Raw genomic sequence first — 20,880 nt, 5'->3', positions numbered from 1 at the left:
GCACCGGATGCCGCCGGCGACCCGACCCGGGTCAACCCTGAGCACTCAAGCGAGTATCCAAGTGAGCACTCAAGCCAATCCCCATCTGGCCATACAGGCCAGAACCGAAGAAGAGGACGTGGTCCTCGGCCAACTGCTGCAGGTGATCATCGACGACATCTGGTGGCTGATCGGCATCGCAGCGACCATCGTCGCGATTGCCGGCTTCTACTGCTATGTCGCGAAGCCCGTGTATTCGGCCGACGCGCACGTGCGCGTGGAAACGTCGGACAACACGTCGCAGGCGCTCACGCAGACGCAAACGGGCGCGACGATCTCAACGGGACAGTCGACGATCCCCACCGACGCCGAGATCGAAATGATCAAGAGCCGCGGCGTGGTTGCGCCCGTGGTTCACGACATGAAGCTGAACTTCTCGATCGCGCCGAAGACGATTCCCGTGCTCGGCAGCCTCGCTGCGCGTCTCGCGACGCCGGGCCAGCCCGCCAAGGCGTGGCTCGGCCTCGGCTCGTATGCGTGGGGTGGCGAAGTCGCCGACGTCGATTCGCTCGACGTGACGCCCGCGCTCGAAGGCCAGAAGCTGATCCTCACCGCGCTCGACAACGAACGCTACACGCTGATGACGCCTGACGGCCAACTGCTGTTGCGCGGCCAGGCGGGCCAGCCCGCGCAGGGCGGCGGCGTCACGATGCTGGTCAACAAACTCGTCGCGCGGCCCGGCACGCAGTTCACGGTGATGCGCGCGAACGACCTCGACGCGATCGCCGCGTTCCAGTCCGCGATCAACGTGCAGGAGCAGGGCAAGCAGACGGGCGTGATCTCGATCTCGCTCGAAGATCAGAGCCCCGAGCACGCAGCCGCTGTCGCCAATGCGCTCGCGCAGTCGTATCTGCTGGAGCACATCCGCACCAAGCAGGCCGACGCGAGCCGGATGCTCGACTTCCTGAAAAGCGAAGAGCCGCGCCTGAAGTCCGATCTGGAACGCGCGGAAGCGGCGTTGACGGCCTATCAGAGCAAGAGCGGTTCGATAAACGCAAGCGACGAGGCGAAGGTCTATCTGGAAGGCAGCGTGCAGTACGAGCAGCAGATCTCGGCTTTGCGCCTGCAGATTTCGCAACTCGAACAGCGCTACGGCGACGATCACCCGATGATCAAGGCCGCGCAGCAGCAGATGGCCGAACTCCAGGCGCAGCGCACGAAATACGCGGACCGTTTCCGCGATCTGCCTGCCACCGAAGTGAAGGCCGTGCAGTTGCAGCGCGACGCGAAGGTTGCGGAAGACATCTACGTGCTGCTGCTCAACCGCGTGCAGGAACTGTCCGTGCAGAAAGCGGGCACGGGCGGCAACGTGCATATCGTCGACGCCGCGCTGCGTCCCGGTTCGCCCATCAAGCCGAAGAAGGCGCTGATCCTGTCGGCGGCGACGATTCTCGGGTTGATCATCGGCACGGGTTTCGTGTTCCTGCGCCGCAATATGTTCAAGGGCATCGACGACCCTGAAACGGTCGAGCGCACCTTCCATTTGCCCGTCTATGGCCTCGTGCCGCTGTCGTCCGAACAGGCGCTGCTAGAGAACGCCGCAGTGCGCGGCGGCACGCGCCAGCGCGCGGTGCTCGCGAACGCGAAGCCGAAGGACGTGTGTATCGAAAGCCTGCGCAGCCTGCGCACGTCGATGCAGTTCACGCTACAGGATTCGCGCAACCACATCGTGATGTTCACGGGCCCGCTGCCGGGCGTCGGCAAGAGCTTCCTGACGATCAACCTCGCCGTGCTGCTCGCGCATTCGGGCAAGCGCGTGCTGATGATCGACGGCGACATGCGGCGCGGCGCGCTCGAAAAGCATCTCGGCGGCTCGCAGGACAACGGCCTGTCGGAGTTGCTGAGCGGGCAGATTTCGCTGGAAGAAGCGGTGCGCGCGACGGAAATCGACAACCTGTCGTTCATTTCGTGCGGCCGCCGTCCGCCGAACCCGTCCGAACTGCTGATGTCGCCGCGCCTGCCGCTGTACCTCGACGGGCTCGGCAAGCGCTACGACGTGATCCTGATCGACACGCCGCCCGTGCTGGCCGTGACCGACGCGTCGATCATCGGCGGCTATGCGGGCTCGACGTTCTTCGTCGTGCGCTCGGGCATGCACAGCGAAGGCGAGATCGCCGACGCACTGAAGCGCCTGCATTCGGCGGGCGTACACGTGCAGGGCGCGATCTTCAACGCGATGCCGCCGCGCGCGCGCGGCAACTACGACCGCAGCTACGCGGCCGTGCAGGAATACCTGAGCACCTGATGCGCGCGTTGGGTCTTGCCTGCGAGGCAAGACCCGTGCGCCGTCAACAAGCCACGGAGAGTACAGGATGAAGATAACGGTACTGGTGCCGACCTATCGCCGCCCGCAGGACCTCGCGCGCTGTCTCGCGGCCTTGCAGAAGCAGGAGCGCGTGCCCGACGAAGTGGTCGTGGTCGCGCGTCCCGATGACGAAGCGACGCATGCATGCCTCGCCGATCCCCTCGTGGTCGGCGCGTTGCCGCTGAACGTCGCCGCCGTCGAGTTGCCGGGTCAGGTGGCCGCGCTCAATCGCGGCCTCGATGCCGCGACAGGCGACGTGATCGCCATCACCGACGACGACGCCGCGCCGCACGCCGACTGGGTGCGCCGCATCGGCGCCGCGTTCGAAAGCGATCCGCGGCTGGGCGCGCTCGGCGGACGCGACTGGGTGCATCAGAAGGGTGGCGTGCTCGACGGCTCGCGCTTTCTGGTCGGCAAGATGATGAAGTCGGGCAAGATCATCGGCAACCATCACCTCGGCGTAGGCGAAGCGCGCGAAGTCGATCTGCTCAAAGGCGCGAACATGAGCTACCGGCGCGACGCGGTGCGCACGATCCGCTTCGACGGCCGCTTGCGCGGCGCGGGCGCGCAGGTCCACAACGACATGGCGTTCAGCATGAGCGTGAAGAACGCGGGCTGGAAGCTGGTCTACGATCCGCGCGTCGCCGTCGACCATTACCCAGCCGAACGTTTCGACGAAGACCGCCGCGATGCGCAGTCGCTGACGGCCGTGCGCAACGCCGCGTACAACCTGCATCTGATCCTGCGCGAGCAGTTGCCCGCCGGGCAGCGCGAAGTCGCGTGGTGGTGGTATGCGCTCGTCGGCACGCGTGTTTATCCGGGGGCGCTGCATGCGGTGCTCGCGTTGACGTCGAAGGGCGCGCGTACGAAGCTCGCGCGCTGGCATGCCGTGCGCACGGGCGCACGTGAGGCGCGTCGCGCGTTTGCGCAGCAGCGCGGCACGGGCACTGGAACGGGCACGGGGGTACACGCATGACGACAAAGGTCCACGTACATCTGTTTTACGGTGCTGATCCGCGTTTCTACCGCCCGGGCGAGAACATCGGTTGCCTGTATGGCTATCACCACGCCGAGTCCGACGAATTCCAGCTGAGCTATTCGCAGGACGCGAAGGAGAGCAAGCCGGTACGTCTCGTGCGCCGCGCGCTGAAGACGCTGCTCGGTTTCGACCTGGTCCACACGCTGCGCAATCGCGACGAGATGCTACGGTCGGACGTGATCTGGACGCACACCGAACAGGAATGGCTATCGGCCGCGCTGATGCTGCTGATGAACGGCAAGCGCGAGACGCAACCGCTATTGCTCGCGCAAAGCGTGTGGCTGATCGACAAGTGGCCGAACTATGGCGTTCTGCGCCGCTGGTTTTATCGCAAGCTGATCGGGCGTGCCGATCTTCTGACGACGCTCGCGCGTGACAACGCCGAGTTGTGCCGCGAGTACTTTGGCCGCGACGCGACGCAGCTTTTCTACGGGCTGAACACGCGCGATTTTCCCGTGCAGCAGCCAAAGGTGTGGCAGCCGAATACGCCGCTGCGCATCGCCGCCATCGGCAACGATCGCGACCGCGACTGGGAGACGCTGATCAAGGCCGTCGGCAACGATCCGCGCTTTGCCGTGCGTCTCGCCACGCGCCGGCGCATTCCGCGCGCACTGCGTTCGTTGAACGTGCAAGTCGCGCCCGCAGCGGGCCTGAAGAAGCAGCGCGAACTGTACGACTGGGCCGACGTGGTCGTCGTGCCACTGCGCCCTAACACGCATGCATCCGGTATCACGGTAATGCTGGAGGCGGCGGCCGTCGGCAAGCCGATGGTCGTGACGAACGTCGGCGGGTTGCAGGATTATTTTTCGGCGCGCGCGGCGGCGTATGTGCCGCCGTTCGACGCTGACGCGCTGCGCGAGGCGCTGCTCGGCCTCATCGCGTCGCCGGACGGAGCGCTGCAACAGGCGCAGGCGGCGTCGATGGAACTGGTGTCGCGCGATCACACGACGCAGCACTACGCGCAGCAGCACGTGAAGCTCACGCGCGATCTGCTGCGTCGACAGGCGCAGCACGCGCATCCCGCGCAAAAGGCGAACGCCGGTGGAAACGCCCGCGTGCCGTCGCAGAGCCGGGGAGGGATGTAAGCGATGTCGTCGATTGCACGAGCCGGGATCGACAGCGCCATGCGCGCCGTCAAGAGCGACAAGCGCCAGAAGAGCCAAAAGAGCATTTGGCTGCCGCCCGCGTTGCTGTGGCTCGTCACGGTGATGCTGATCGTTGCGCATCAGGGCACGGTGCTGACGCTCGCGTTCCCGGTGTTGTCGATCGCCGTCGGTTTCTGGCTGTACTTCAAGGCGCCCGCGAAATACGTCGGCTACATGTGGTGGCTGTGGTTCCTGAGCCCGGAAGTGCGGCGTCTGGCCGACTGGTCCAAGGGTGCCTTCACGCCGACCAGTCTGATCCAGGTCGCGCCCCTCGCCGTGACGATGATCAGCGGGCTGTCGCTGATCCGCTTCTACCCCGTGCTCGCGCAACGGCGCGGCCTGCCCGTCCTGCTGGTGCTGGCGGGGCTTGGGTATGCGTTCATGATCGGCGTCGTCTCCAGCGGCCCGCTGGCGGCCCTGTACGACCTTGCAAACTGGGTCTATCCGATCCTGATCGGCTTTCACATCATGGCGCACTCGCGGCAGTACCCGGAATTCCGCGAGACCATCATCAATACCTTTATCTGGGGCATGTTGCTGATGGGCGGCTACGGCCTCGTGCAGTTCTTCATCATGCCGCAGTGGGACGCGCTGTGGATGCTCGGCTCGCAGATGAATTCGCAGGGCGACCCGGTGCCGTTCGGCGTGCGCGTATTCAGCACGATGAATTCGTCGGGCCCGTTCGCGCTCGCGATGATGGGCGCGATGGTCTACGTGATGGCCGCGAACCATCGCGTGCGCTGGGTGGCGGGCGCGCTCGGCTTCCTGTCGTTTTGTCTCTCGCTGGTGCGTTCGACGTGGGGCGGCTGGGTCATCGCGATGCTGATCCAACTCGCGAAGTCGAACAACAAGGTGCGTATCCGCATCGTTGCGAGCGCGGTGCTGCTGGTCGGCCTGTGCGTGCCGCTGCTGGCGATCGGCCCGGTCGCCGAGCGGATGCAGGCGCGTCTCGACACGATCGTCAATCTGCACGACGACCAGAGCTACGCCGCGCGTAACGAGTTTTACGCGACCTTCGCGAAAACCGCGTTCACCGATGTAACGGGCGAAGGGCTGGGCGCGACGGGCACCTCGACCAAGCTCTCGAACGACGGCGGCCAGCTCGGCCAGTACGGCAACTTCGACAGCGGCGTGATGAACATTCCGTTCGTGCTTGGCTGGCCGGGCACGCTGCTGTACATGTCGGGCGTGATCTGGCTGCTGGTGCGCGCGCTGCGCGCCTCGTTCAAGTTGCGCGACGACAAGTTCGCGTCCGCTTCGCTGTCGCTCGCGCTGGCGATCTTCGCGATGCTGGTGTTCACCAATTCGCTCGTCGGCACGGGCGGCCTGCTGCTCTTCATGGGCGTGTTTTCGATTATTTCCGCGGCGCACTGGCAGAAGCTGAACCGGCGCCGCCATTCATTCTTTCCTGGAGGCCACTGATTGAGAGTCGCCATCGTCACGCACGTAGTGCGTCATAACGACGGGCAGGGCCGCGTCAATCACGAGATCGCGCGCGCGGCGCTCGACGAGAACATCGAGGTCACGCTGGTCGCCTCGCATGTCGCGCCCGAACTGCTCGAACATCCGCTGGTGCGCTGGGCGCCCGTGAAAATCGGCCGCTTCTGGCCGACCAATCTGCTGCGCCAGCAGGTGTTCGCGTTGAAGAGCGCGTGGTGGCTGCGCAAGCACCGCGCCGAATACGACGTGCTGCACGTCAACGGCTTCATCACGTGGATGCCCGCCGACGTGAACACCGCGCACTTCGTTCATAGCGGCTGGTTCAACAGCAAGTACTACCCGTTCGGTTTGAGCAAGGGGCTGTGGTCCGCGTATCAGTTCGTCTATACGCGCGTGAATGCCGTGCTCGAAGGCTGGGCGTATCGACGTTCGCGTGTGATCACGGCCGTGTCGCAGAAGGTCGCGACCGAGATCGCAGCGATCGGCCTCACGCCGCGCAACCGGCTCGACGTGATCTATAACGGCGTCGATACGCAGGGCTTTGCCGCTGCGCAGGGCGACCGCACACGCTTCAAGTTGCCCGAAGACAAATTCCTGCTGCTGTTCGTCGGCGATCTGCGCACGCCGCGCAAGAATCTCGGCACGGTGCTCAAGGCGTTGAAGCATCTGCCCGAGCACGTGCATATGGCGGTTGCCGGTTATCTGCCCGGCAGTCCATATCCGGAAGAAGCGAAAGCGCTTGGAATCGCGGACCGCGTGCATTTTCTCGGCCTCGTCAAAGAGATGCCCGTGCTGATGCATTCCGTCGATGCGTACGTGTTTCCGTCGCGCTACGAAGCGATGAGTCTGTCGCTGCTCGAGGCGATGGCGGCAGGTCTGCCTGTCGTCACGGCGCACACGGCGGGCGGGGCGGAGATCATCACGCCCGAATGCGGCATTGTGCTCGACGATCCCGACGATCCGCAGGCGCTCGCGCAAGCCGTGGGTCGTCTCGCATCGGACGACGCGCAACGGCTCGCGATGGGCCGCGCGGCCAACGAACTCGCGACGGGCTTCGGCTGGGCACGCATGGCGCAGCAGTACATCGCGCTGTATCGGCAGATTGCGGGGCAGCGCGAAGACCGCCGCCGCGCGAAAAACATCAATGACAACGACGCCGAACCGCTGGCGCCGAACGTGCTCGCAGGCCCGCAACGCGCGGATCGCGCGTGATGCACGCCGCTTGACGCGCACATCGACAACGACAAGGAAAGCACACACCATGACCACTCGTTCCATCAAATCGCTGCAAATCGGCATGCACTGGTTTCCCGAGCGCGCGGGCGGTCTCGACCGCATGTATTACTCACTGATTGGCGCGCTGCCCGGCGCGGGCGTCGAAGTGCGCGGCGTCGTCGCGGGCTCGGAGCGCGTTGCGCAGGACACCAACGGCGCGATCCAGGGCTTCGGTTCCGCGGCGCAATCGCTGCCGCTGCGCCTGATGGCCGCGCGCCGCGCGCTGCGCCGCGAGATTCGCGAGCAGCGTCCCGACGTGATCTCGTCGCACTTCGCGCTGTACACGTTTCCTGGCCTCGACGCGATGCGCGGCATCCCGCAGGTGTCGCATTTTCAGGGGCCGTGGGCCGACGAGAGTCACGTCGAAGGCGCAGACTCGCTCGGGCAGCGTGCAAAGCGTTATCTGGAGCAGACGGTGTATGCGCGCTCGTCGCGGCTGATCGTGCTGTCCGATGCGTTCGGCCGCATTCTGACGTCGCGCTACGGCATTCCCGCCGACCGCGTGCGCGTCGTGCCGGGCTGTGTGAACGTCGACCAGTTCAATCTGCCGTTGACGCAAAACGAAGCACGCCTGCGCCTGCAACTGCCGCTCGGCCGGCCGATCGTGCTGGCCGTGCGGCGTCTCGTGCGGCGCATGGGGCTCGAGGATCTGATCGATGCGGTGAAGGTCGTCAAGCGCCGCAATCCGGACGTGCTGCTGCTGATCGCAGGGAAGGGGCGCTTGCAGGTGGAATTGCAGCAGCGCATCGACGACGCCGGTCTCGGCGACAACGTGAAGCTGCTCGGCTTCGTGCCGGACGAGCATCTGGCGGCGCTCTATCGCGCGGCCACGATCAGCGTCGTGCCGACTGTGGCGCTCGAAGGGTTCGGGCTGATCACCGTCGAATCGCTGGCGTCGGGAACACCCGTGCTGGTGACGCCCGTGGGCGGTCTGCCGGAAGCGGTGGCGGGGCTGTCGCAGGATCTCGTGCTGCCTTCGACGGGCGCGGATGCGATCGCCGATGGTCTGGGCAAGGCGCTGGATGGAACGATCAGGCTGCCGGATTCGGATGCTTGCCGTGCGTATGCGCGGGCCAATTTCGATAACCCGGTGATCGCGAAGCGGGTCGCGGCCGTGTACAACGAGGCGATTCAGGCGGCGGCGTAGGGCGGATAACACCGTTAAGGGAAAGGGACGGCCGTGAGCCGTCCCTTTCTTTTTGCGGCGACGGGCGGCCAGGCATCGTCACTGACCAGTGTCGCTATAATTCCGATATTTAAGGAATTATCTCGATTTCACCCATCTCGCGAGGCTTAATTCCTTAAATATCAGAACTATTGACAGCTCGCACATTTCCCACCCATAATTCCGATATTCTCGTAATTATCGATCTCATGACTTTCATGAGACGGTTTATTCCTGGAATCCCGGAACTATGGCTCGCACCTTGCCTCGACCCACCTCCGTCAACCCATTAGCTGGCGACATGGCAGCCTTGGGTCAGCTCGTGCGTAACCGGCGTGCGCAAAGCGAGCTTCGCATCGACGACGCCGCCGATATGCTAGGCATCTCCAAAGACGTGCTATCGCGGCTGGAAAACGGCCGCTCGGTCAGTCTCGACAAGGTCTTCAAGGTGTTGAACGGACTTGGCCTGAACATGCTGATTTTCACGAACCAGCAAACCAGCGCGGTGCTGGACGCCGTCGAACCGTTCGACGCGAACACGGCGCCCGGCACGCCGCGCGAGACGTCCTGATGCCCCACGCCCTCCATGTCACGACACACGAAGGGGCCGTAGGCCGCCTGGACTTCGACGCGCGCCAAAGCCTCTACCGCTTCGACTACGACGCCGGTTGGCCGGGCCGCCGGAACGCGTTTCCGCTGTCTCCGCACATCCCGCTATCACGCGACGAGCCGCCGGCGGGCGCCGTGCATCGGTTCATCGCCAATCTGTTGCCGGAGGGGCGGGCGCTCGATGTCGCGTCGGTCGTCTATCAGGTGTCGAAAGACAACACGTATGGGCTTATCCGGATGCTCGGCAAGGAGCCCGTCGGCGCATTGAGCTTTCTTGCAGCGGACGAAGACGGCCAGCCCGTTCACCCGGAACAACGGCCGCCCGCGCGCCGCGAAATTTCACCCGATGAACTGAGCCAGCGCATCCGCGAGCGCGACGTGATTCCGTTCCCCGTCTGGGACGGCAAGGTTCGCCTGTCGGTGGCGGGTTATCAGGACAAGCTGCAAGTGCTGGTGGAAGGCGAGCGCATCGCGCTTGCTGACGGGCCGCTCAGTTCGACGCACATCCTGAAACCGGAATCGCGCAGCCCCGTCACGCCGTGCATGGTCGCGAACGAGCATTACTGCATGACGCTGGCGTCCCGCATGGGGTTGCTCACCGCGCCGGTTTCGATCCGGCGCATTCCCGAGCCGATCCTGCTGATCGGGCGGTTCGATCGGACGGTCGAGCTGGACCCGTCGGATGGCGAGTCCGTTCAGGCCGTGCGGCGGCGGCATGTGATCGACGGCTGCCAGGCGCTCGATCTACCCGTCACGTTCAAATACGAGCGCAATTTCGGCAACACGCCGGACGTGCGCAACATCCGCGAAGGCGTGAGCTTCGAAAAGCTGTTCGCGCTTCAGCGGCACCTCGACAATCCCGCTGCCGCGCGTACCTTCATGATCCGGTGGGCGCTGTTTCAACTGCTGATCGGTAACAGCGACGCGCATGGGAAAAACCTGTCCTTTTTCATGCACGGCGGCGGTCTCGAACCTGCGCCGCTGTACGACCTGGTGTCCGTCAATGCGTATGGCGAGCGCGTCGAACAGGACATGGCGATGGGCTATGGCGACGCCTTCCGGCTGGAGGACATCACGCCGTTCGCGCTGGCGGATTTCGCGCGGCGAACGGGCACGGTGCCACGCTTTCTCGGCCGCGAAATGACGCGCATGGCGCAGGCCGCGAAGGCGCTCGCGCCGGAGTTGGCACGTTCAGACGTCTATGTCGGCGACGAACGGGCGCTGGTGCATACGATATCCGACTTCATCGCCGTGCAAGCCGAACGGCTGCTGCAATTCGCGCCGATGGTCCCGCAGGTCGACCGCAAGCTGCTTTAGAAAAGCAAAAGGGCGCTTCACGCGCCCTTTTGCGGTCAGTGGTCAGAAGCCGCTATCAGCACGACACCCCATTCTGATTGCGCGCAACATCTGCCTCGACCATCATCTTGCACAACTGCTCGAGCGAGGTCTCCGGGTTCCAGCCGAGCTTCTCGCGCGCCTTGTCCGCGCAGCCGATCAGCAGATCGACTTCGGCAGGGCGGTAGAACTTCGGGTTCACGCGAATCAGCGTCTTGCCCGTGCGTACGTCGATACCCTTTTCGTTCTCGTTGCGGCCCGACCATTCGAGCTGATAACCCGCAGCGGCAAACGCCATCTTCACGAAATCGCGCACCGTCTCCGTGCGGTTCGTCGCGAGCACGTAGGTGTCGGGTTCATCCGCCTGCAGCATGCGCCACATGCCTTCGACGTATTCGAGCGCGAAGCCCCAGTCGCGCTTCGCATCGAGATTACCGAGTTCGAGCACGTCGGCTTTGCCGAGCTTGATCTTCGCGACGGTGTCGGTGATCTTGCGCGTGACGAACTCGCGACCGCGCAGCGGCGATTCGTGATTGAACAGAATACCGCTCGTCGCGAACATGCCATACGACTCGCGATAATTGATCGTCGACCAGTGCGCGAACAGCTTGGCGACACCATACGGGCTGCGCGGATAGAACGGCGTTTCTTCGCGTTGCGGCACGGCCTGCACCTTGCCGAACATCTCCGACGTCGACGCCTGATAGAAGCGCATCTTCGGGTTCACCGTGCGAATGCCTTCGAGCAGATTCAGCACGCCCACGCCCGTGACTTGCGCGGTCGTCGAAGGCTGGTCGAACGACACGCCGACGAAGCTCTGCGCCGCGAGGTTGTAGAGCTCGTCGGCCTGCACGGTGTCGAGCAGACGCAGCGTCGAGCCGGCGTCGGTCAGATCGTGCTCGACGAGTTGCAGATTCGGATTGTCCATCACGCCGAGTTCTTCCATCCGCCAGAAATTGACAGAACTGGTGCGGCGATACGTGCCTGTGACCTGATAGCCCTTGCCGAGCAACAGTTTCGTCAGATAGGCGCCGTCCTGGCCGGATACGCCCGTGATGATAGCTTTGCGTTGTGTGGTCATGAGTTGCCTCTCGTCGGGTTGTCGGAAGTGGAGTGAAGCGGGGATGCGGCGTGTGGCGGCTGGTCTTGCGAGACGGCTGCGCCGCCGAACACGCGCCGCACGAGCGGATCGATCACCTGAAAATCCTGCTGCGCCTTCACGCGATACAGTTCGGGCTTCGGATGCGCGCCGTCGGACATATGGGTTTTCCAGTCGGCCATCGCGGAGATGTCCGCGTAATGGTCGACGAGCGGGACCTGCTGTTCGGCCGCGACGCGCCGTGTCATCGCGGCCATTTCAGCGAGCCGTGCATTCAGACGTCCATCGGGCATCGGGTTCGAGGTCTGCAGCACGGGCAGCTTGCCGAGCGCCTGCGCCGTTTTCACGAGATCGGTTTCGGCCTGATAGAACTGCTCGGGCGTCTGGTTGTGCATCACTTCGTTGATGCCGTAATTGATCGTGACGATCTGCGCATTCGATGCTGCCAGGCGGTCCTTCCAAGGGCCGTTGCGGCCTGGGCCGGTGCCGTCGCGTAATTGCGTTGCCATCGTGCCGCCAACGCCGTCATTCGCGACCGACACGCGCACGCCATATTTCGCGCGCAATGCGTCCTGCAGATACGTCACCGCGTTATCGGCGCGCGGCCCGCAGCGGCCGTCGCTGCACGAAATGCCGAGCGTGGTCGAGTCGCCGTAGGCTTCGATCAGCACTTGCGGCTGTGCGCGTTGGTCAGCATGTGCGAGCGCGACGGCGCAAAAGAGCGCGCACAGCGCGACCCGCAGCATCGGCGCGCGCATCATGCGCTCGTCCTCGATGCTTCGCGTGTCGCATGCAACGCGGCGTCGGGCTGTTGGCTACGCGTCGCGCCGCCATGAATCAGGCGGCGCTCGAAGCCGAACCAGGATGTGCTTGCATAGACCAGCGTGATCGCGAGTGCGAGCGCGGCCGTCACGTAGCGGTTGTAATGCAGAGGCCAGAGCGCGTAGAGAACGGTCAGGTGGATCAGGTAGATCGTGTAGCTGATCGTGCCGATATAGACGAGCACGGGATTGCACAGCACACGCTTGACGATGCCCTTGCTCTGCAGCGCAATCACGACGACCGACGTACACAGCAACAGCGACACGCTATACAGCCCGGCATTCGACAGCGGCGTATTGGCCGCGCGAAAACGCGGATAGTGCAGATGCAGCCACGCGAGCACGGCCAGCGCGACGCACACGCCGAGCACGGCAAGCAGCCTGAACGGCGCAAGCGCGTTCGCATCGCGCCGCACGACGACGGCGAGCAGCGCGCCCGCCGCGAGCAGATCCATGCGGAACGGCGTCAGGTAATAGATGGGCCAGAACGAATCGAACCACGGCGTCGCGACGGCGCGCAGCACGGAAACGAGCACGATCAGCGCGCCCGCGACATAGCCGAGCGCGCGTTCGGGCACGAGCAGGATCACGAACGGCCAGACAATATAGAACTGCTCTTCGACGGCGAGCGACCACAGCACGTTCAGGCTGTCATGGCCGCTCTGGTTGAGCGCATCGCCGATATTCGTCGCGAAGAACGCATACCACTCCCAGTGCTGCGCCCAGCCGAAGCCGAACAGCAGCGACGACACCACCATCAGCAGCAGATACGGCGGCAGGATGCGACGCGCGCGGCGCGCATAGAAGTAGCTGAAATACGACTGCTGGCGCGCCTTGCGATCCAGCAGGATGCCCGTGATCAGAAAGCCGCTCAGCACGAAGAACAGATCGACGCCCATCCACAGCGGCGCCTTCAGCGCGTGCTGCGCGAACACCGCGAGCACGGCGATCGCACGCAAGCCGTCGAGCTGGACGATGCGTCGGTGATGAGAGGGCGTAGCGGGCAGGGTGCTGGCTGTCATGAGCGTCCGTGTATGCGCCTGGTGCGGCTGTCAATGGGCCATGCACGGTGTCGCGAGGCGATCACCATGAAGACGGTAAAAACGGGTTTGATTCTAGGTAAATAAAAACCCTAAAAAACACGAATGAAATAAACGAATTGATTTGAATAACGGAAAGCGGATTTTCATATCCGCATACGACCGGTTACACCTCGAAACATCCACGCGACGCGAACCGGTAAGAACTTCGGATCGGATCGCCGTATCGGTAAATGACGGGGGATTTCAAGCAAAAAAATGCCCGAAAAAAATTCGGCGCACATTTTTTCTGCTTTCTTTTCGTGCGTTTCAACCGACGAATAATTTTGAATTATTTGCGAATTTCGTCCTTCATTCTTTGCCCTTACCGTTAAGCGCTGATTGGATCAATGGGCATTAACGCCACTGAGCGTATTGCGCCGCCATTCGAATTTCCACCTTGCATCCGGCGAACACGCATCGTTATCGCCTGCCTTCGTTTCGCCTCGACTGGAGAACTCGCGTTGTCCCGACTCACGCTTGCCCGCGCGATGTGCGCGTTTGCCCTTCTCGCGACACTGCATGCGTTCGCCGAACCCGCGCTGAACGTGCAGACGTCATGGATCGGCAATACCTTCGGCTTCGGCGACGGCGCGTGGACGCAGATCAACATCACGGCGCTCGCGGTATCGCCTGATGGCAAGGTCTATACGAACGCGCCGTGGGACGAGAGCGGCGCGGAAGCGAGCGTCTATCAGGACGGCAAGATGCTCGGCTTCGCGGGCGGCACGCACGGCTGGGGCAACAGCGGCGGCAACGCGATCGCGATCAACAAACGCTATGCGTATGTGGCTGTCGGCGTCGGCAACGAGAAGGGGCATCTCGTCGGTCAGGGCGTGTGGCCGGACAAGGGCCGCCAGTGGTACGGCATCTCGCGGCGCGAGATCGGCGATACGAAGCGCGTCGCCGCGTTCCAGGCCGCCGTGAGCAGCATCGATCCGCATGCGAAGGCGGCCGCCGCGTTCGCGATGGTCAACGACGTGCCCACGGGCACGCGCGGCGACATCAACGGGCTTGCTGCAAGCGATACGACGCTCTACGCGTCGAACACGTCGCAGAACCGGGTCGAGGTGTACGACGCCGAATCGATGCAACGCAAGGCGCAATGGAGCGTGCCGGCACCGGGCCGTATCTCGCGCGCGGGCGACGGCTCGCTATGGGTGCTCACGGACACGCTCGGCGACAAGCCGAAAGTGGCGCACCTGGACGCGAACGGCCAGCGTCTGAAAGACGAACTGCCGCTGCCTGCCGACACGGTTGCCGTCGATATCGCCGTCGATACTCAAGGCCGCGTGCTGATCGCCGATAACGGCCCGCGCCAGCAGGTGCTGTTCTTCAGCAAACGCGATGGCGGCTATGCGCTGACATCGACGCTCGGCGAGCGCGGCGGCATTTTCTCGGGCGTCGCGGGCAAGCCAGGACCGCAGCGTTTCAACGGACTCACGGGCGTAGGCGTCGATGCGCGCGGCAACGTCTACGTATCGACCAACGGCATCGGTCCGCGCTTCGAGCCGACGGGCGCGGGCCTCGGCGCGACGCTCGAAAGCTACGCACCCGACGGCAAGCGTGTGTGGCAGGTCGAAGGGCTGCTGTTCGTCGATGGCGCGTGGATGGACCCGTCGCGGCCAGACAGTGTCTATACGGGCAACAAGCGCTTCACGCTCGATCTGTCGAAGCCGGCGGGCCAGCAATGGACCTACGCGGGCTTCCTGACGAATCGCTTCAGATATCCCGACGATCCCGTCTTCAACACCGACCAGTGGCCTGGCCTGCCCATCGCCCGCAAGCTGAAGGGCCGCACGTTCCTGTTCCTCACGGACATGTACGCGGACCATCTGAAGATCTATCGCTTCGACGGCGGCCGCGACGGCGAGACGGCCACGCCTTCGGGCTTCATCGCAGGCCGCGAGCGCGCCGTGCTGAAGGTGCCGAACGCACCGAAGGGCGGCGACTGGATCTGGCGCGACAGCAACGGCAATGGCCGCTTCGACGCCGACGAGTTCACGCCGAACACGACAGGCACGCACCTCGCGGGCGGCTGGGGCTGGTGGGTGGACACGAACGGCGACATCTGGCGCGCGCGCGATTCGAAGGGCATCAACCGCTTCCGGTTCGGTGGTCTCGATGCGAAGGGCAACCCCGTCTACTCGTACGCGGACATGACTTCATACCCGGTGCCGCAACCGTTCAGCGAAATCAAACGCGCGATCTACGACCCGCAAACCGATTCGATGTACGTGACGGGCTACACAGCCGAAGCGCCGTTCGATCGCGGCTTCTGGAAAGAAGTGGGCCGCGTGCTGGTGCGCTACGACAAGTGGTCGAGCGGCAACCCCGTTGCGCGCTACACGCTGCCGCTGCCGTGGGACACGAAAGCGAAGCCCGTCTCGACGCTGATCGGCCTCACCGTCGAAGGCAGATACGTGTTCGCCGTCGAGCCCGTCGGCACCGTACACGTCTACGACAAGGAGACGGGCACGCCCGTCGGCACGATGCAGCCGGGTCCGGAAGTGGGCCATGCATCGGGCTGGGTCGACGTGCCCAACGGCATCAGCGCGTATCGCCGCGACGACGGCGAGTATCTCGTGTTCGTCGAAGAAGACGCGCGCGGCAAGGTCCTGATGTACCGCTGGAAACCAGCATCAAAGACATAAACAACACGCTTCTCCACCCACACGCTACTCAAACCTATGACTGACCAGAAAGGCATCCGATGGATAAAGGCATCCTCAGAAACGTAGTGATCAACCTGATCGGACTGGTGTTGCCGACGTTTGTATCGCTCGTCACGGTGCCGTCGTACATCAAGCTGCTGGGCGTCGAACGCTACGGCGTGATCAGCCTCGTCTGGACGCTGATCGGCTACTTCAGCATTCTCGACCTCGGCATGAGCATGGCCGCGCAAAACCACATCTCGAAGGCGCGTGCATCGAACGATGAGCAGGCGTGCGAGCAGGTGTTCTGGAGCGCGACGTGGCTGAACCTGGCGACGGGCATCGTCGGCGGGCTCGTCATTTACTTCGGCGCGGCGCTCTATACCGCGTATTTCTCGAAGGTGTCGCCCGAGCTGCAGCACGAGGTCTATATGGCGCTGCCGTGGCTCGCGGTGGCGATTCCGCTCGCCAACGTGTCGTGGGTGTTCGCGGGCGCGATCAACGGCGCGGAACGCTTCGGCATCTACAACACCAACCAGACGCTCGGCACGTTCCTGTTCCAGCTGCTGCCGCTCGCCGCCGCATGGATGATGGGACCGACGCTGCAGAACGTGCTCGCGGCGGCTGTGGTCGCGCGTTTGCTCGCCGCGATCCTGCTCGGACGCTCGGCGCTCAATGTGCTCGGCATTCGTCATATCCGCGCGCCGCAGTTCAAGGTCGCGAAGGGACTCTTCAACTTCGGCGGCTGGATGCTGATAGCGAGCATCTCGGGAATGGTCGCCGAATCGCTCGACCGTGTGATGCTCGGCACCAGTCTCGGCGCGCGTTTCGTCACGTACTACACGGTGCCGCAGAACCTCGTCACGCGCCTGAACATCGTGCCGACTGCGCTGCAGCGCACGCTGTTTCCGCGCCTCTCGGCAGTGGGCCGGGACGACGCCGACGTCATCATGCGGCAGTCGCTCGAATTCCTGAACGGCGTGTTCACGCCCATTGCGCTCGTCGCGATCATCGTGCTCGAACCTTTCCTGCATGCGTGGGTGGGCAGCGAAGTCGCGGACGCGGGCGGCCCCGTGGGACGCATCCTGATCATCTCCGTGTGGCTCGTCGGCCAGGCGAACCTCGCGCGCATTCTCATTCAGTCACAGGTGCATCCTGCGACCGCCGCGCGCCTCGGTCTCTTCGAGCTACCTTTCTTCGCGGCCGCGCTGTGGTTCGGCATCGCGCATTTCGGCCTGACGGGCGCGGCCGTCGTCGTGGCCGCGCGTGGCCTGTTCGACTACGTCGCGCTGCTGAAACTGTCGGCCATTCACGCGCGCCCGATCGTGCTCGACATGCTCGCGCACCTTGCTTTTCTGGTGGGTACGTTGTGGCTCGCCACCTTGCTTTCCAGCCTGCCGATGGCCATTGCGGCGGGCGCGCTCATCGTGAGCGCGAACGTCGCGTGGTCGCTCACGATGACCCCTGCATTGCGCGATCTTTCGCGTTCGCTGCTTGTGCGTCTGAAGTTGCGACTCAATCCGAGGAATAGCGCATGAACCACGATATCGTTGAAGAAGACCTCCTGCGTCCCACGTCCGTGACGCGCGATGCGGGCCGCGATCTCATCACGACCACGCCCGTTGCCAGGCCGCCCGCGAAACGGCGCGGCGCGCGCAGCGTCGGTCCGGTGCGTGTCGCCATCATTCACGACTGGCTCGTCACCTATGCGGGCGCCGAGCGTGTGCTCGAACAGATCGTCGCGTGTTTTCCGGAGGCGGACATCTTCAGCCTCGTCGATTTTCTCGACGACCGCACGTTCCTGCGCGGCAAATCCGTGACGACGTCCTTCATCCAGAAGCTGCCGAAGGCGCGCACGAAGTACCGCAGCTATCTGCCGCTGATGCCGCTCGCGATCGAACAGCTCGACGTGTCCGCGTACGACGTCGTGATCTCGAGCAGCCATGCCGTCGCGAAGGGCGTGCTGACGGGCCCGGACCAGGTGCATATCAGCTACGTGCATTCGCCCATCCGCTACGCGTGGGATCTGCAGCATCAGTATCTGCAGCAGTCGAAGCTGACGAGCGGGCCAAAGTCCGCGCTGGCGCGGATGATCCTGCATTACATGCGCAACTGGGATATCCGCACGTCGAATTCCGTCGATGCGTTCGTCGCGAACTCCGAATTCATCTCGCGACGCATCCACAAGGTCTATCAGCGTGATTCCGAAGTGATCTTTCCGCCCGTCGACGTCGAGTCGTTTTCGCTATGCGAAGAGAAGGACGACTTCTATCTGACGGCCTCGCGCATGGTGCCGTACAAGAAGATCGACCTGATCGTCGAGGCGTTTGCGCGGATGCCCGAGCGCAAGCTGGTCGTGATCGGCGACGGCCCCGACATGCAGAAGGTGCGCGCGAAGGCGACGCCGAACGTGCAGATCATGGGCTATCAGCCGTTCAACGTGTTGCGCGATCACATGCGCCGCGCGAAGGCGTTCGTGTTCGCAGCGGAAGAGGACTTCGGCATTTCCGTGGTGGAAGCGCAGGCGTGCGGGACGCCCGTGATTGCGTACGGCAAGGGCGGGGCGCTCGAAACCGTGCGCGACCAGTACGAGTCGCATCCGACGGGGATTTTTTTCAACGAGCAGACGGCCGATTCGATCATCGGCGCGATCGAGGATTTCGCCGACGATCCCACGCGCTTTAGGCCCGTCGATTGCCGCGCGAATGCCGAGCGTTTTTCGATCCGGCATTTCCGCGAGCGCTTCTTTGGCTTCGTGCGCGAAACGGTGCCCGCGTTGCAGGGCGCGACGCTGCCTGTGGATGAACCGCCCGCGAAGGTTAGCGAACCGAAGCCGGCATCGAGCGCCTTGCGCGTGCTTGCGATCGACCAGAGCGGCGTGATGGGTGGCGCCGAACTGTCGCTGCTGGAAGTTGTGAAGGCGCTCAAGGCGCGCGTGCAGGTGGTGCTGTTTGATGACGGACCGTTTCGCCTGGCGCTGCATCGCGAAGGCGTGGCCGTCGATGTGCTCGATCCCGGCGCGACGCGCGACATCCGCAAGCAGGGTGGCACGCCGCCCATCGCGAAGGCGGTGAAGGGCGTGGTGTCGCTGGTGCGCGCGACGGTCGCACGGGCCCGTCAGAGCGACGTGATCTATGCGAACACGCAGCGGGCGATGGTGATCGGCGCGATTGCTGGGCGCTTTGCGGGGCGTCCTGTGGTCTGGCATCTGCGCGATATCGTCAGCCCCGAGCATTTCGGCAGCAAGCAGCTTGCGATCATCAAATGGTGCGCGAAATTGGGGCTTGCGCATGTGATCGCCAATTCGGCGGCTTCGGCGCGTGCGTTTGCCGAGCTGACCAGTTTTGGCGACAAGCGCATCGATGTGGTGTTTAACGGGATTTCTGCTGCGCCGTTCAGTGCGTTGCGGGATACGCCCCAAAGTGTGCTGCGTGCGCGGCTGAAGCTGCCACAGGATGCGTTTCTTGTCGGCTCGTTTAGCCGTCTTGCGCAGTGGAAGGGGCAGCATGTGTTGCTCGAGGCGATGGTGCTCAATCCGCAGATGCATGCGGTTCTGGTGGGTGCGCCGCTGTTTGGTGAAGATGCTTATGAAGCCCGGTTACGGGAGTTTGTTGCGTCGAATGGGCTTCAAGGGCGGGTGCATTTTCTTGGGTTTCAGGATGATGTGGCTGCGTGCATGTGTGCTGTCGATGTGGTTGCGCATACTTCGATTACGCCGGAGCCGTTTGGTCGCGTGATCGTTGAGGGGATGTTGGCGCGGCGGCCGGTCGTGGCGGCACGAGCTGGCGGTGTGGTCGAAATTATCGACGATGGCGTGAATGGGGTGATGTGTACGCCGGGCGACGCGCACGCGCTGGCCGATACGCTTGCCGAGTTGCGGTCGGATCAGGCGCTGCGCGACCGGCTTGTTGCCCAGGGGTATCAGACCGCTGTGCGGAAGTTTGGGACGCAGGCGTATGTCGAAGGGGTAGAGAGGATTCTTGCCACTGTGGCGAATGGGGTTTGAGTTTTTGCTTTTTTGTCTGCGACGCAGGGGCGGTGTTTTTTGCCCTTGCGATGGGATCCGCGGTTTGGCTTCGTGGTTCGTGGTTCGTGGTTCGTGGCGCGGCCGGTTTAGTAGTTCTGGCCTTTGCGCTGGCATCCGCGTTATGCATTCGTGCTTCAAACGTTGCCGTTTGGTGTTTTGGCCTTTGCGCTGGCATCCGCGATTTGCCTTCGTGCTTCAGGCGTCGCCCCTGTGCGGGGCGGCACCTACTTTTCTTTGCCGCCGCAAAGAAAAGTAGGCAAAAGAAAGCGGCTAACACCGCCAACATTTCTTCTTGCCTGAGGGCCCCCGAAGGGTCTTACGCTTCACACGGCAGCCTTTCTGTTTGCGTGCGTTGCCAACGCTTCGAATGAGCGCATCACCCACTTCAAACACCCGCAGAAGAGCTCGCGGCAGCGAATGATATGTGCCGCCCAGGTGGCAAACTGTGTGTAGGTTGTCGCGGCGTATAGCCTGGCGCTCTTACAAGGTGGGACGCGTGTGCTATTGGTCCGAAGTGAGGCGTGTGTGGTGCTACGGCCTACACACAGTTTGCCACCTGGGCGGCAGTGGAATAGCTGGCACGGCGCGCTGTAGTGCGGGAGCGTGAAGCGGGTGAGGCGCACCGCAAGAGCGCTGGCAACGAACGTGGGTCACGTGGTTGCCGTGTGAAGCGTAAGACCCTTCGGGGGCCCTCAGGCAAACACTAGAGCTAGCGGTGTGAGCCGCTTTCTTTTGCCTACTTTTCTTTGCGGCGGCAAAGAAAAGTAGGTGCCGCCCCGCACAGGGGCGACGCTTGAAGCGCGCTAACAAATCGCGGATGCCAGCGCAAAGGCCAGAACACCAACCGG

At 63.7% G+C, this 20,880-nt stretch carries 14 protein-coding genes; 11 read left to right on the top strand and 3 right to left on the bottom strand.

Translation table 11 applies throughout. From position 1 onward, the window contains the following. The first annotated feature begins 7 nt into the window (after positions 1 to 7). The 8 genes from C2L65_RS07985 (at position 8) to C2L65_RS07950 (ending at position 10,334) form a co-directional block, all read left to right on the top strand. Positions 8 to 2,284: a polysaccharide biosynthesis tyrosine autokinase gene (locus tag C2L65_RS07985; RefSeq protein ID WP_427910152.1), complete on the top strand. Its 2,277-nt coding sequence runs from the start codon at positions 8 to 10 to the stop codon at positions 2,282 to 2,284. 67 nt (positions 2,285 to 2,351) lie between these two features. Beyond that, positions 2,352 to 3,320, top strand: coding sequence for a glycosyltransferase family 2 protein (locus C2L65_RS07980; protein WP_042314213.1), 969 nt, complete (start codon positions 2,352 to 2,354; stop codon positions 3,318 to 3,320). Then, entirely contained in the window at positions 3,317 to 4,468 is a 1,152-nt protein-coding gene (locus C2L65_RS07975) for a glycosyltransferase family 4 protein (RefSeq protein ID WP_042314215.1), read from the top strand. Before C2L65_RS07980 ends, C2L65_RS07975 begins: the two co-directional genes overlap by 4 nt. A gap of 3 nt (positions 4,469 to 4,471) precedes the next feature. Continuing rightward, complete coding sequence (locus C2L65_RS07970) at positions 4,472 to 5,950, top strand: glucose-6-phosphate isomerase (RefSeq protein ID WP_042314217.1); 1,479 nt, start codon at positions 4,472 to 4,474, stop codon at positions 5,948 to 5,950. Next, positions 5,951 to 7,180 (top strand): glycosyltransferase family 4 protein, encoded by a 1,230-nt coding sequence (locus C2L65_RS07965; RefSeq protein WP_042314219.1) that lies wholly within the window; start codon positions 5,951 to 5,953, stop codon positions 7,178 to 7,180. Positions 7,181 to 7,229: 49 nt separating this feature from the next. Further along, positions 7,230 to 8,390, top strand: a complete 1,161-nt coding sequence (locus C2L65_RS07960; RefSeq protein ID WP_042314222.1) for a glycosyltransferase family 4 protein — start codon at positions 7,230 to 7,232, stop codon at positions 8,388 to 8,390. A gap of 319 nt (positions 8,391 to 8,709) precedes the next feature. Continuing rightward, positions 8,710 to 8,979 carry a helix-turn-helix domain-containing protein gene (locus C2L65_RS07955; protein ID WP_042314223.1) on the top strand — a complete coding sequence of 90 codons (270 nt, stop codon included), beginning with the start codon at positions 8,710 to 8,712 and terminating at the stop codon, positions 8,977 to 8,979. Further along, positions 8,979 to 10,334, top strand: a complete 1,356-nt coding sequence (locus C2L65_RS07950; RefSeq protein WP_042314225.1) for a HipA domain-containing protein — start codon at positions 8,979 to 8,981, stop codon at positions 10,332 to 10,334. Before C2L65_RS07955 ends, C2L65_RS07950 begins: the two co-directional genes overlap by 1 nt. Positions 10,335 to 10,389: 55 nt before the next feature. Here C2L65_RS07950 and gmd read toward each other — a convergent pair whose 3' ends face one another. Genes gmd through C2L65_RS07935 form a run of 3 tightly spaced genes read right to left on the bottom strand, consistent with a single transcriptional unit; the run spans position 10,390 to position 13,294 of the window. Beyond that, entirely contained in the window at positions 10,390 to 11,433 is a 1,044-nt protein-coding gene (gene gmd / locus C2L65_RS07945; RefSeq protein ID WP_042314227.1) for a GDP-mannose 4,6-dehydratase, read from the bottom strand. Next, on the bottom strand, positions 11,430 to 12,212 hold the full coding sequence (locus tag C2L65_RS07940; protein WP_042314229.1) for an SGNH/GDSL hydrolase family protein: 783 nt from the start codon (positions 12,210 to 12,212) through the stop codon (positions 11,430 to 11,432). Before C2L65_RS07940 ends, gmd begins: the two co-directional genes overlap by 4 nt. Further along, positions 12,209 to 13,294 carry an acyltransferase family protein gene (locus C2L65_RS07935; protein ID WP_042314231.1) on the bottom strand — a complete coding sequence of 362 codons (1,086 nt, stop codon included), beginning with the start codon at positions 13,292 to 13,294 and terminating at the stop codon, positions 12,209 to 12,211. The genes C2L65_RS07940 and C2L65_RS07935 overlap by 4 nt, the downstream gene beginning before the upstream one ends. 521 nt (positions 13,295 to 13,815) lie before the next feature. On the opposite strand from C2L65_RS07935, the gene C2L65_RS07930 reads away from it, so the two are divergent. The 3 genes from C2L65_RS07930 to C2L65_RS07920 are packed head-to-tail and all read left to right on the top strand — an operon-like array spanning position 13,816 to position 20,011. Then, complete coding sequence (locus C2L65_RS07930) at positions 13,816 to 16,005, top strand: NHL repeat-containing protein (protein ID WP_103254524.1); 2,190 nt, start codon at positions 13,816 to 13,818, stop codon at positions 16,003 to 16,005. Positions 16,006 to 16,064: 59 nt separating this feature from the next. Then, on the top strand, positions 16,065 to 17,543 hold the full coding sequence (locus tag C2L65_RS07925) for an oligosaccharide flippase family protein (protein ID WP_042314234.1): 1,479 nt from the start codon (positions 16,065 to 16,067) through the stop codon (positions 17,541 to 17,543). Continuing rightward, positions 17,540 to 20,011, top strand: a complete 2,472-nt coding sequence (locus tag C2L65_RS07920; RefSeq protein ID WP_042314236.1) for a glycosyltransferase family 4 protein — start codon at positions 17,540 to 17,542, stop codon at positions 20,009 to 20,011. The genes C2L65_RS07925 and C2L65_RS07920 overlap by 4 nt, the downstream gene beginning before the upstream one ends. The last annotated feature ends 869 nt before the right edge of the window (positions 20,012 to 20,880 follow it).

Source organism: Paraburkholderia terrae (genome assembly GCF_002902925.1).
Lineage (GTDB): Bacteria > Pseudomonadota > Gammaproteobacteria > Burkholderiales > Burkholderiaceae > Paraburkholderia > Paraburkholderia terrae.
The sequence above is the reverse complement of the archived record's forward strand: the minus strand, read 5'-3'. Positions and strand labels throughout refer to the sequence as shown.